The sequence below is a fragment of the Burkholderia sp. Ac-20392 genome (assembly GCF_017104585.1).
Classification (GTDB): domain Bacteria; phylum Pseudomonadota; class Gammaproteobacteria; order Burkholderiales; family Burkholderiaceae; genus Burkholderia; species Burkholderia lata.
On the sequence record NZ_JAAGPB010000253.1, the window covers coordinates 1 to 12,621 of the forward strand.

At 64.2% G+C, this 12,621-nt stretch carries 9 protein-coding genes; 7 read left to right on the top strand and 2 right to left on the bottom strand.

The features are described 5' to 3' along the window. The 4 genes from G3N99_RS24170 to G3N99_RS24185 form a co-directional block, all read left to right on the top strand. A partial coding sequence (locus tag G3N99_RS24170) for a 4Fe-4S dicluster domain-containing protein (RefSeq protein ID WP_206123656.1) occupies positions 1–158 on the top strand: 158 nt, incomplete at its 5' end. Between the two features lie 48 nt (positions 159–206). Continuing rightward, on the top strand, positions 207–1,400 hold the full coding sequence (gene bktB / locus G3N99_RS24175; RefSeq protein ID WP_206123652.1) for a beta-ketothiolase BktB: 1,194 nt from the start codon (positions 207–209) through the stop codon (positions 1,398–1,400). Between the two features lie 38 nt (positions 1,401–1,438). Continuing rightward, positions 1,439–2,293: a 3-hydroxybutyryl-CoA dehydrogenase gene (locus G3N99_RS24180; protein WP_174985282.1), complete on the top strand. Its 855-nt coding sequence runs from the start codon at positions 1,439–1,441 to the stop codon at positions 2,291–2,293. Between the two features lie 267 nt (positions 2,294–2,560). Then, positions 2,561–4,504, top strand: a complete 1,944-nt coding sequence (locus G3N99_RS24185) for a collagenase (protein WP_206123657.1) — start codon at positions 2,561–2,563, stop codon at positions 4,502–4,504. A 137-nt stretch (positions 4,505–4,641) separates the two neighbouring features. On the opposite strand, the gene G3N99_RS24190 is transcribed toward G3N99_RS24185, so the two are convergent. Further along, on the bottom strand, positions 4,642–5,553 hold the full coding sequence (locus G3N99_RS24190; RefSeq protein WP_206123653.1) for a LysR family transcriptional regulator: 912 nt from the start codon (positions 5,551–5,553) through the stop codon (positions 4,642–4,644). 183 nt (positions 5,554–5,736) lie between these two features. Here G3N99_RS24190 and G3N99_RS24195 point away from each other — a divergent pair, with 183 nt between their 5' ends. The 3 genes from G3N99_RS24195 to G3N99_RS24205 are packed head-to-tail and all read left to right on the top strand — an operon-like array spanning position 5,737 to position 11,619. Beyond that, positions 5,737–9,183 (top strand): molybdopterin-dependent oxidoreductase, encoded by a 3,447-nt coding sequence (locus G3N99_RS24195; RefSeq protein ID WP_206123654.1) that lies wholly within the window; start codon positions 5,737–5,739, stop codon positions 9,181–9,183. Positions 9,184–9,206: 23 nt separating this feature from the next. Continuing rightward, positions 9,207–10,142 carry an ornithine cyclodeaminase family protein gene (locus G3N99_RS24200; protein ID WP_206123658.1) on the top strand — a complete coding sequence of 312 codons (936 nt, stop codon included), beginning with the start codon at positions 9,207–9,209 and terminating at the stop codon, positions 10,140–10,142. Between the two features lie 25 nt (positions 10,143–10,167). Then, positions 10,168–11,619: a TIGR00366 family protein gene (locus tag G3N99_RS24205; RefSeq protein WP_206123655.1), complete on the top strand. Its 1,452-nt coding sequence runs from the start codon at positions 10,168–10,170 to the stop codon at positions 11,617–11,619. A 90-nt stretch (positions 11,620–11,709) separates the two neighbouring features. Here the strand turns inward: G3N99_RS24205 and G3N99_RS24210 are convergent, their stop codons facing one another. After that, positions 11,710–12,384, bottom strand: coding sequence for a TetR family transcriptional regulator (locus G3N99_RS24210; protein WP_174932521.1), 675 nt, complete (start codon positions 12,382–12,384; stop codon positions 11,710–11,712). Between the last annotated feature and the right edge of the window lie 237 nt (positions 12,385–12,621).

Genomic DNA, 12,621 nt, shown 5'->3' on the forward strand with positions numbered 1-12,621 from the left:
TGTACGAGTTCGTGAAGAACGACGACGGCAGCGATCGCCTGGTGATCAACGCGCAGAACTGCGTGCACTGCAAGACCTGCGACATCAAGGACCCGACGCAGAACATCGTGTGGGTCACGCCGGAAGGCAGTGGCGGCCCGAATTACCCGAACATGTAACGCAACGCATCCCCGCGCCTGCGGGCGCGAACGAACCGGAGTGAGACGATGAGCAATGCAGCGAAAGAAGTCGTGGTAGTGAGCGGTGTCCGTACCGCGATCGGTGATTTCGGTGGCAGCCTGAAGGATTTCTCGCCGACCGACCTCGGTGCGAAGGTGGTCGCCGAAGTGCTGTCGCGTGCGAACGTGCCGGGCGACGCAGTCGGGCATGTCGTGTTCGGCCACGTCGTGAACACCGAGCCGAAGGACATGTATCTCGCGCGCGTCGCGGCGATCAACGGCGGCGTGGCGCAGCACACGCCCGCGCTGACCGTGAACCGCCTGTGCGGTTCGGGCCTGCAGGCGATCGTGTCGGCCGCGCAGACGATCATGCTCGGCGACGCCGATGTCGCGATCGGCGGTGGTTCGGAAAGCATGAGCCGCGCACCGTACACCGTGCCGGCCGCGCGCTTCGGCCAGCGCATGGGTGACGGCAAGCTCGTCGACATGATGCTCGGCGCGCTGCACGACCCGTTCCAGACGATCCACATGGGCGTGACGGCAGAAAACGTCGCGGCGAAGTACGGCATCTCGCGCGACGCGCAGGATGCGCTGGCGCTCGAATCGCATCGTCGCGCGGCGCGCGCGATCGCGGAAGGGCGCTTCAAGGACCAGATCCTGCCGATCTCGATCCGCTCGAAGAAGGGCGAGGTTGCGTTCGACAGCGACGAGCACGTGCGTCACGACGCAAGCGCGGACGATTTCACGAAGCTGCGCCCGGTGTTCAAGAAGGAAGACGGCACCGTGACGGCCGGCAACGCGTCGGGCATCAACGATGCGGCCGCGGCCGTGCTGATGATGAGCGCGGACGCCGCGCGCGCGCAGGGCGTGAAGCCGCTCGCCCGCCTCGTCGCGTATGCGCACGCGGGTGTCGATCCGGCGTACATGGGCATCGGCCCGGTGCCGGCCACGCAGAAGGCGCTCGAACGCGCGGGCCTGAAGATCAGCGATCTCGACGTGATCGAGGCGAACGAGGCGTTCGCGGCCCAGGCGTGCGCGGTCACGCAGGAGCTCGGCCTCGATCCGGCGAAGGTCAACCCGAACGGCTCGGGCATCTCGCTCGGTCACCCGATCGGTGCGACCGGCGCGCTGATCACGGTCAAGGCGCTGTACGAACTGAAGCGCATCGGCGGGCGTTACGCGCTCGTGACGATGTGTATCGGCGGCGGCCAGGGGATTGCTGCGATCTTCGAGAACATCTGACAATCGAACGCTCAGCACCCGAACACACAGGAAATTTCATGGCCATCGAAATTGTCGGCGTCGTGGGCGCCGGAACCATGGGCAACGGCATTGCGCAGACCGCCGCCGTTGCAGGACTCAACGTCGTGATGATCGACGTCAGCGACGCCGCGCTCGAGAAGGGCGTCGCGACGCTGAAGGGCAGCCTCGACCGACTCGTGTCGAAGGACAAGCTCGACGCCGCCACGCGCGATGCGGCGCTGGCGCGCATCACGACGTCGACCGACTACGCGAAGCTTGCAGCGGCCGATATCGTGATCGAAGCCGCGACCGAGAACGTCGAGCTGAAGGGCCGCATCCTGAAGCAGATCGAGGCCGTCGCGCGGCCCGAAGCGATCATCGCGACCAACACGTCGTCGATCTCGATCACCGCGCTCGCGGCGCCGCTCGCCGATCCGGCGCGCTTCGTCGGCATGCACTTCTTCAACCCGGTGCCGCTGATGCCGCTCGTCGAGATCATCCGCGGGCTGCAGACGAGCGATGCGACCGCGTCGGCGGTACGCGAGCTGACGGAGCGTTTCGACAAGTCGCCGATCGGCGTGCGCAACTCGCCGGGCTTCGTCGTGAACCGGATTCTCGTGCCGATGATCAACGAAGCGTTTTTCGTGCTGGCGGAAGGCATCGCGTCGGCGGAGGAAATCGACGCGGGGATGAAGCTCGGCGCGAACCACCCGATCGGGCCGCTCGCGCTGGCCGACCTCGTGGGCCTCGACGTGTGCCTCGCGGTGATGGACGTGTTCGTGAAGGACTTCGGCGATCCGAAGTATCGTGCGTGCCCGCTGCTGCGCGAGATGGTGACGGCCGGGCGCCTCGGGCGGAAGACCGGGCGTGGGGTGTACGACTACAGCAAGTAAGCAGAAGGCTGGAAGGTCTTCAACGCGGGTGGCGAGTCGTGCCGGATGGTGTCGTTCATCCGGTGCGGTTCGCCACCCGCGTTTTTCATTGATGGAAGCGGCTCGCCGAATCCTGTCCGCCGGTTGAATTATTTCGAAAACAGATTTTAATCGTCAAATAGTTAAACTAATTAACGAGGATAACTTTCATATCGATTAAATTGACGTTTCAATATGTAATGTTATATCTTGGTTGCCCAAAAACAACCGAGAGAAAATAAAGTGGCAATAAACGAGGGGCTTCAAAAAACCCGCCGCTGGTCGACCATCGTCGCGTGGTCGGTATTCGCCGGACTGGCCGGCACCGCATCAGCCAATACCGAGCCGGCGCAGCCGACGCAGCCGACGCAACCCCGGCAGGCGCGCATGCCTCGCGTGCCGCAGAATCTGCCGGTGTCGCCCGAGCAGGCGCAGTACAACCTGCCGCTCAGCGAGCAGGATCGCGCGGCGCTGACCAGGCCTTCGCTCAAGCAGCCGGCCACGCGCAGCAAGCGCAGCACGTCGGGCGCCGATTGCCGCGACATGTCGGTGATGACCCAGTATCGCGGCGCGGCGCTCGCCGATTACATCGCGAATCTTCCCGATTACGAATGCCATTACGGCCTGTTCTCGGTCGATAAAGCGCAGGCCACCCAGATCTTCAATGCCGAAAACGTGCACGCTGTTGCGAGTCGTTTCGTGCAGGAAATCCATCAATACGATGCGAGCAATTTGATCCTGGTCAATTTGCTGATTTATCTGCGTGCCGCGTATTACCAATATGATGTATCGGGTATTGCAAACCCGATCCCGAATCTCGCGGTGTCGCTGCGCCCGTATATCAAGCAGAGCCTGGAGGGCGATGCGCTCTATAGCGACAATGCGCGCGCGCCGAGCACCGCGAACGAGCTGATGAAGCTCATCACGAACATGCGGGACGAAGCGTACTACCTGCCGACGCTGAAGAACCGCATCGCGTCCTACACCGTGAGCGCGGCGAATCCGCAGGCGGCGGCGCCGCTGCTGCAGCGCAGTGCGGCGGGCGGCTTTACCGGCTTGCTCACGGTGTTCTTCTATGCACACCAGCGCAGCGGCGCGCAGCCGATGCTCGACAGCGACGCGACGCTCCCGGAGACGCTCAACCGCTTCGTCACCGCGAACCGCGCGAGCCTGTCGAACACGAGCGCCGCCTATCAGCTGGCCGACGCGGCGCGCGAAACGTTTCGCTTCCTCCGTTATCCGACGCAGAAGCCGCGTGTGAAGAAAATGATCCAGGACCTGCTCGCGTCGACGAGCATGACGGGCGCGGACAGCGATCTCTGGCTCGCGGCGGCGGAAGCGGTCGACTACGGCGATCCGGGCAACTGCGCGGACTACGGCACCTGCGACTACAAGAAGCGGCTGACCGACGCGGTGCTCTCGAATCGCTACGCATGCAACGCGGGCGTGCGCATTCTCGCGCAGGACATGACGATGCCGCAACTGCAGTCGGTCTGCACGGCGGTCGCGCGGCAGGACGACTACTTCCACCGGATGTTGAAAACCGGGCGCAAGCCGGTCGCGGGCGATCGCAACGACACGATCGAACTCGTCATTTTCGATGACTACGCGAACTATCGAAAATACGCGTCGGTGATCTACGGCATCAGCACCGACAACGGCGGCATGTATCTCGAGGGCGATCCGTCCGCGCCTGGCAACCAGGCGCGCTTCATCGCGCACGAGGCCTCGTGGCTGCGGCCCGAGTTCAAGGTGTGGAACCTCGAGCACGAGTTCACGCACTATCTCGACGGCCGCTACGACATGGCGGGCGACTTCTCGGTGAGCACCGCGAAGCCGACCGTGTGGTGGATCGAAGGCGTCGCCGAGTATCTGTCGAGAAAGAACGACAACCAGGAGTCGATCGACGCGGTGCGCACGGGCGCATACCGCTTCTCGGACGTGCTCGGCACGCGTTACTCGTCGAGTGACTACGTCACGCGCGCGTACCGGTGGGGCTACATGGCGACGCGCTTCATGTTCGAGCGCCATCGCGCGGACGTCGACACGATCGTGTCGCGCTTCCGGGTGGGCGATTACGACGGCTACGCAAACCATGTCGCGACCATCGGCAATCGCTACGACACCGAGTTCGCCGACTGGGCGCGCAACGCGACGACGGCGGGCGAGCCGCCGGTGCCGGCGAAGCGCTGATCGGCACTGGCCGGCGCCGCGTGATCGGGCGCCGGCCACCGCTCGTCGCACCCGCTCTGCCCGGGCGCGCCGCGCCGGCCTGCACGAACGGTTGCGCTGGTTCGTTGTCGATCACGCACCGCCGGCATGGCGCGCGTCTATCGCGCGCTTTTTTTCCATGACCGAAACAATTCCAGCAGCGCGCGGCACGGCGTCGACGTTGCACCCCCCCGTCGCCATACCGCGCCGACATCCATCGTCGGGACGGTCACACTCAGATTGCGGCGGCTGATCCGGTTTCCTTCCAGCGACCAGGGACGATAAACGAGATCCGACAGGATCGTGACGCCTTGTCCGAGCGCCACGAGGCTCCTGACGGCCTCGATCGATTTGCTCTGCATCCAGACGTTCGGCGTGATGCCGTAGCTTCCCCAATACTTGCCGACGGTGCGCAGGTGCTCGTCCATGTCCAGGAGCAGGTAGTTTTCGCGTGCGACGTCCTCCAGCGTGACCCGATGCGCTTCCTGCAGCGGATGATCCGGATGGGTCCACAGCCTGCGCGGCGAGCGCAGCATCGTCTCGTATTTCAAGTCCCGAATCTCTGCCGTGTTCGACACCAATAGCAGCGCGATATCGAGGCGGTCATCGACGAGCATGTCCTCGATCGCTTCGCGCTCGCCTTCGACGATGCTCACGCTCAGGTTGCCGAATCGTTGGGAAATGACCGACATCAGCGACGGCATCAGATAAGCCGAGATGGTTTCGGTCACACCGATCCGCACATGCCCCGAGATCTGCTCGGGTTCTTCCTGCGCCGCCACCAAAGCGCGATCGATCGACAGGGTCGCGTGTTGCACGTGACGCAGGAACCGCTCGCCTGCCGGTGTCAGTCGCACCCCTCTCGAATGACGCTGAAGCAGCGTGACGCCCACCATCTCCTCGAGATTCTTCAGCGCGATGGTCATCGACGACTGGGAGACCGAGCACAGGTTGGCCGATTGCGAAATCTGGCCGGTGTCGGCGACGGAGACGAAATACTCGATCTGGCGAAGCGTGATGTGCGTGCTCACGGGCGAGGCTCCGAGAAATCCGGGCGGTTCCGGAACGGCGCCGCCTCGAAGGTCCGAACGGTACATCGAATCGGGTTGCGTGATATTGATTCAATATATATCAGGCCATCAAAAGGATGAATTTGTCATGGCCGTGTCCGCTTCCTAGGATGGAGTCAAACATGAAGCGGATGATGCGAATCGATGGACATTCAGGAGAAAAAGGGCTATTGCACGTTGTGCCGGTCACGGTGCGGCACGATCAACGTCGTGCGTGGCGACATGATGATCAAGGTGCGGCCCGACGAAACGCATCCGACCGGCCATGCGATGTGCATGAAGGGGAAAGCCGCACCCGAACTCGTGCATAGCCCGAACCGGGTGCTGTATCCGATGCGGCGGACCCGGCCCAAGGGTGCCGCCGATCCGGGCTGGCAGCGCATCGGCTGGGAGGAGGCGCTGTCCGAGATCGCGGAGCGTCTTGCGCATTTCAAGCGCGAGAACGGCGCGGAATCGGTGGCGTTCGGCGTCACGACGCCGAGCGGCACACCCATGAGCGACAGTATCGACTGGGTCGAACGATTCGTCTGGTTGTTCGGAAGTCCGAACATCTGTTACGCGACCGAGATATGCAACTGGCACAAGGACAGCGCGCATGTCTTTACGTTCGGCTGCGGCATGCCCACCGCGGATTATCAGCATGCGGATCTCATCGTTCTGTGGGGCAACAATCCTGCCAATACGTGGCTGGCCCAGGCCGATGCGATCGCAAAAGGCCGTCGCCGGGGGGCGAAGCTGATCGTCGTCGATCCGCGGCCGACGCCGCTCGCCCGCGAGGCGGACCTGTGGCTGCGCGTCAATCCCGGAACCGATGGTGCGCTCGCCATGGCCATTGCAAGGCAGATGATCGCGATCGGCAACGTCGACGAACCCTTCCTTCGGAGATGGACGAACGGCCCGTTGCTGGTGCGTGCCGATACCGGACGGTTTCTGCGTGAACGGGATATCGACCCGCACGCATCGGGCAATCGATACGCACTCTGGAACCAGACGCTCGACCGTCTTGAACTGGTCGAAGAGGAAGCCGGTACGGCACTCACCGATCTATTGATGGCCGGCACGCGCCACGTCGGGATCACGGACGCGACCGGCCGTCGCACGCAGGTGGAATGCACGCCTGCGTTCGACCTCTATTCGCGTGCGCTTGCAGCGTATACGCCGGAACATGCCAGTGCGATCACCGGTGTCGATGCAGCCGACATCATGAAGGCCGCTCAAATGCTGCACCCCGGGCAGGGCATTGCCTATCACGCGTGGTCCGGCGTGGGCATGCACACCAATGCCACGCAGACGGAGCGCTCCATTGCGACGTTGTATGCGTTGACGGGCGCGTTCGATACGCGCGGCTCCAATCGGGAATGGGCGAAGCAGCCGGCCAATGCAGTCAGCAGCTACGCGATGCTGAACCCGGGGCAACGCGCGAAGGCGCTCGGCCTCGAAGAACGGCCGCTCGGCCCGCCGTCCCAGGGTTGGGTGACGGCGCGCGACGTCTATCGCGCGATTCTCGACGCCGAGCCCTATCGGATCCGCGCACTGTTCGCGTTCGGCACGAACATGGTGCTGTCCCAGGCGGACGGCGGCATCGCCCACGATGCGCTTTGCGCGCTCGATTTTCACGTTCACTGCGATCTCTTCGAGACGCCGTCGTCCCGTTACGCGGACATCCTGCTGCCCGTGAACACGCCGTGGGAGCGGGAAGGCTTGCGGCTCGGTTTCGAGATCAACGAACGCGCGGTCGAACTCGTCCAGTTGAGACAGCGCATGGTGCCGCCGAGAGGGGAAAGCCGCGCCGACTACGACGTCGTCTTCGATCTGGCCGTTCGGCTCGGCATGAAGGACCGGTTCTTCGGCGGCAGTATCGAGGCGGGGTGGAATCACATGCTCGAGCCGCTCGGAATGGACATCGCGATGCTGCGCGGGCATCCAGAGGGCATCGCCAGGCCGTTGATGCAATGCGAGCGTCGATACGCTTCCGCAACACCTGACGGCGCACGCGGTTTCAACACGGAGACGTTGCGGGTCGAACTGTATTCCGAGAAGTTGCATCGTCACGGCTACCCGGCGGTTCCTCGATACGTGCCGCCGCAGCATGGGCTGGGAGAGGGCGTGAACGATCGCCGTCGCTTCCCCTGTACGCTGACCTCGATGAAGAACGGGTACTACTGCCACAGTCAGCACCGCGGGCTCCCGAGCCTGCGCCGCCGCGCGCCGTACCCCGTCGCGGAACTCAACGACGCGCTGGCGGCGGAGCACGGCATCGTCGATGACGACTGGTTCCTGATCGAAACGAAGAACGGCTCGGCGCGCTTCAAGGCGCGCCTCGTGCCGGAGCTGGCGCATGACGTGATCGTGGCCGAATACGGCTGGTGGCAGGCCTGTGACGAGATCGGCATGGATTCGCTCGCCGTGGAGGGGCGAAACCACAGCAACTTCAATCGGCTTGTTTCGGCGGCCAGACTCGACCCGGTGAGCGGATCGTCGCCGCTGCGCTCCGTGCGCTGCCGCATCCGCCCGGACCCGTCGATCGACTCGTCGCGCCGGTCGTGGAAAGGGCGGCGGGATTTTGTCGTTTCCGCCATCCACGAGGAAGCGAGCGGCGTGCGAACGGTCACGTTTCGGGCGTCGGACCGCGGGGCGTTGCCGGACTACCTGCCCGGGCAGCACGTGACCGTGCACGTTCCGACGCTTGGCGACGGGGGGACGACACGCGCCTATTCGTTGACAGGCGCCGCCTGCGAAGACGATCGCCGGACTTACTCGATCTCGGTGCGCCACCAGAAGGGCAGAACGGGGGAGGGCGTTCCGTTCGAAGGGGCGATGTCCTCTTACATACATGGATCGCTCAAGGTGGGGGATCCCGTTTTGCTCGGTGCGCCCGCCGGCACCTTCATCGTACCGCCGGCGTCGAAGCAACCCGTCGTGATGTTCGCCGGCGGCATCGGCATCACGCCATTCGTCTCCTATCTGGAGTCGATCCAGGATCGAGGGGCGCAGGCGCCGGAATCGAGACTCTTCTATGCAAACCAGAACAGCGGGACGCACGCATTCCGCGAACGCATCGAGGTCTTGAAGCAGCGGCTGCCGAAGCTCGAAGTCGTCAACTGCTACAACCACCCGCACGACGAGGTACTCGGGCGCGACTACCAGATGAAAGGCTATCTGACGGCGGACGTCGTCAGTGACGACCTGATTCGACTGCGCGCACGGTTTTATTTGTGCGGCCCGGAACCGATGATGCAGGCGATTACCGCCGGATTGATCGAACGCGGTGTTCCGCCCTTCGACATCTTCAAGGAAGCGTTCAGGTCGCCGTCCAGGCCGGCGCCCGACCCGTCGAAACGATTCGTCGTCCAGTTCACCCGATCGCGTCGCGAGGCCACCTGGACGCCTCGCGACGGAAGCCTGCTGTCGTTCGCGGAGTCGCTCGGGGTCGTCATGCCGAGCGGCTGCCGTGTCGGACAGTGCGAGAGCTGCGCGGTCAAGGTCGTATCGGGCGAAGTCGCGCATTTGAGCGGACACGGGCCCGATGAACCCGATGTGTGTCTCGCCTGCCAGGCCATTCCGGCAACCGACGTTGCCATCGATGCATGAACCCGCTGAAGGAAATGTTCACCATGAAATACTTTGACGCCGTGGCAACACGCGATGCACTGGATTTTGAATCGCTGATAGCGCGACTGAGGCAGGCGTTCGTCGATGGCTGTCACGTGCCGCTTCGCCATGCGCATGCGATCAATGCCGGCAGTGAAGACGAGGGCACGGTGCTTATCATGCCCGCGTGGGAAGACAACGGCTATCTGGGCATCAAGACGGTCAATATCTTCCCGGGTAACGCAAGGCACGGACTACCCGGGCTGCACTCGACTTATGTGCTCTATGACGGGCGGACGGGACGACCGCTTGCGCAGCTGGACGGGGACGAGATCACATCGCGCCGCACCGCGGCCGCATCGGCACTGGCCGCGACCTATCTGGCGCGTCCGGATGCGTCGCGTCTCGTCCTGCTGGGCGCCGGACGCGTTGGCAGCCTGATTCCGCTCGCGTATCGCAGCCAGTTGCCGATTTCGGACGTCGAAGTCTGGGACAGGAATCCGCGGGCTGTGGCCGAGCTGGTCGATCGGCTGGCCGAGCTCGGTTTCAACGCGGAGCCCGTGACTGATCTCGAGAAAAGCGTTCGGCGCGCGGACATCGTTAGTTGTGCGACGCTTGCGACGGAGCCGGTCGTCGCCGGCAAGTGGCTCGCGCCGGGATCGCATCTCGACCTGATCGGCAGCTTTACGCCGCGCATGCGCGAGGCCGACGACGATTGCTTCCGGAATGCGGAGATCTACGTCGATACGCACGAAGCACCGCAAAAATCCGGTGATCTCCTTGGCCCGCTGTCGCGGGATGTCATTGCGATCGGCGGCTTGAACCGGACCTTGTCGGCATTGTGCAGGGGTGAAGCGAAAGGCAGATTGAACGACGGCCAGCGAACGGTGTTCAAGGCCGTCGGTACCGCGTTGGAGGACCTGGCCGCTGCGATCCAGGTCTATGAAAAATCAAACTAGGGTGTTGGCGGACAAGGAGACAACGATGAAGGATCTGATGGAAGTGCCGCGCGTGGGTGCGCCGGCGACGGACCGTGAAGGCGCGCTCGAGCGGATGGCCGCCGGCGTGGCGCGCTGGTCGGAGAAGTGGTTCCCGGACGCTTATATCTTCGCTGCGATCGCGGTGGTCATCGTGGCGGCGGGCGCGACGGCCATCGGCGCGCCGATCAGGCAGGTTGGCGTGGCGTTCGGCGACGGCTTCTGGAGCCTCATTCCGTTCACGATGCAGATGGCGATCGTGGCCATTTCGGGTTATGTCGTCGCGGTATCGCCACCCGCATCGAAACTGATCGACCGGCTCGCGCGTTTGCCGTCGTCCGGACGGGCGGCCGTAACGTTCGTCGCGCTCGTCAGCATCGTCGCCTCGTTGTTCAACTGGGCGATCAGCCTGATCTTCAGCGGCCTGCTGGTTCGGGCACTGGCGCGTCGCGCCGATCTGCGCATGGACTACCGGGCGGCGGGCGCGGCTGCTTATCTCGGCATGGGGGCGACGTGGGCGCTTGGATTGAGTTCGTCCGCATCGCAACTGCAGGCGAATCCGGACAGCTTGCCCAAGACGCTGCTCGCCATCTCCGGCGTCATTCCGTTCGCGGAAACCATCTTCCTGCCGCAGTCGATGTTGATGGCGGCCGTGCTGACGGTCGTGTCGCTGCTGATTGCCTGGTTGTCCGCGCCCGGCGGCGCGCGTGCAAAGACGGCGGCGGAGCTCGGGATTCCGCTCGACGAGGCCCACGCCACGATCCCGCACCCGGCTCGCCCGGGTGACTGGCTCGAGTACAGCCCGCTCGTCACCCTCGCGATCGTTGCGATCGGCACGATCTGGGTGGCGCACGAGTTCACGACGAAAAATCCGCTGATCGCGATTTCGAATCTGAACACGTACAACTTCGTGTTCCTGATGCTGGGCATGCTGCTGAACTGGCGACCGAGGCGATTCCTCAATGCCGTCGCGCGTGCCGTGCCGTCGGTCGCAGGAGTGCTGATCCAGTTTCCGTTGTACGGCGGCATTGCGTACATCCTGACCAGGGCATCGGCGCCTGCCGGACTGCCGCTCTCCGATCATCTCGCGCATTTCTTCGTCGCGCTGTCGTCGCCATCGTCGTTTCCCGCGGTGATGGGGGTGTACTCGGCCGTCCTCGGATTCTTCGTGCCGTCCGGCGGCGGCAAGTGGATCATCGAAGCGCCCTACGTGATCGAGGCGGCAAAACTGCTGCACGTCCATCTGGGCTGGGCGGTGACGGTCTACAACGCGGCCGAGGCACTGCCGAACCTGGTCAATCCGTTCTGGATGCTGCCGCTCCTCGGTGTGCTCGGGCTGCGTGCCCGCGACATCGTGGGGTTCACGTTCACGCAACTGGTGGTGCATCTGCCGCTGGTGATTTTCATGCTCTGGGCGCTTGCGAGCACGCTCAGCTACCATCCGCCCGTCATGCCGTGACACACGTCAGGCGTGTTTGCCGTCGGCAGATTGCGTATCCGGTAGGCGCGTCGTGATGTCGGTGCCGGCCGCGTCCTTCGTTTGACACGACTACGCGCCCAGTACCGACAGATCCCGCGGCAATGTCCGCTTGAACATCGCGAGGATCTGCTGCGCCGCTTTCGGCGGCAGCGTGATCGCATGGCGCACGGCCGCCGCGATCTGGATCATCATCAGCTCGGCGAACGCGCTTCGTTGCGCATGCGGCGTATCGGGCGCCACTTCGCCCAGCGCATCCGCGAACAACCCCGCCAGAAACTCCCCGTCCGCCCGGTCGAGTGCCTGCAGCGCGCGGTCGGCCTGCGTGGCCCGCCAGATGTCGCGCATCAGCGGCTCGTCGACGAACATCCGGTAGTAGCTGTCCGTGATGCGGGCGAGCGTGGCGTGCAGATCGTCGAGCGTCTTCATCGTCGCGAGGTCGCGCCGCACGCAGACGTGCCCGGCTTCGTTGTAGCGCTCCGCAAGCGTGCCGATCACGGCCGCCTTGTCCGGGAAGTACTGGTACAGCGAACCGAACGAGATGCCCGTGCGTTCGACGATGTCGCTCATCCGGAACGCGTCGCAGCCTTTCTCGATCATCACGTCCGACGCGCACGCGAGGATGCGCTCGAACCGCTCGCGGCTGCGCTGCTGCGTCGGCACCAGACGGGCACGGGCCGGCGCGTCTGCCGTGTCCGCTGCCGCTGCGCCGGGCCCGTCGTTCTGCCCCGATTTTTGTCGGCCCATGCCGCCTCCAGAAAAACTTGACGTTGCTAATGCGAGAGTCTATCGTGTTTTTGAAACGCGAGACATTCTCGTATTTTAGTCAAAGGAGACGGTCATGTCGGCACTTCCCACCCTCATCGTCGGCGGTTCGGGCAAGACGGGCGCCCGCGTCGATGCACGGCTGCGCGCGCGCGGCATCGCAACCCGGCCCGTGTCGCGCACGTCGGCCGTCCGCTTCGACTGGACGGCGCCCGCGAC

Excerpts from the sequence above, each read along its gene's own strand:
- G3N99_RS24180 (WP_174985282.1), top strand. The coding sequence starts at position 1,439 with ATGGCCATCGAAATTGTCGGCGTCGTGGGCGCCGGAACCATGGGCAAC.
- G3N99_RS24210 (WP_174932521.1), bottom strand. The coding sequence starts at position 12,384 with ATGGGCCGACAAAAATCGGGGCAGAACGACGGGCCCGGCGCAGCGGCA.
- G3N99_RS24200 (WP_206123658.1), top strand. The coding sequence starts at position 9,207 with ATGAAATACTTTGACGCCGTGGCAACACGCGATGCACTGGATTTTGAA.
- G3N99_RS24195 (WP_206123654.1), top strand. The coding sequence starts at position 5,737 with ATGGACATTCAGGAGAAAAAGGGCTATTGCACGTTGTGCCGGTCACGG.
- bktB (WP_206123652.1), top strand. The coding sequence starts at position 207 with ATGAGCAATGCAGCGAAAGAAGTCGTGGTAGTGAGCGGTGTCCGTACC.
- G3N99_RS24205 (WP_206123655.1), top strand. The coding sequence starts at position 10,168 with ATGAAGGATCTGATGGAAGTGCCGCGCGTGGGTGCGCCGGCGACGGAC.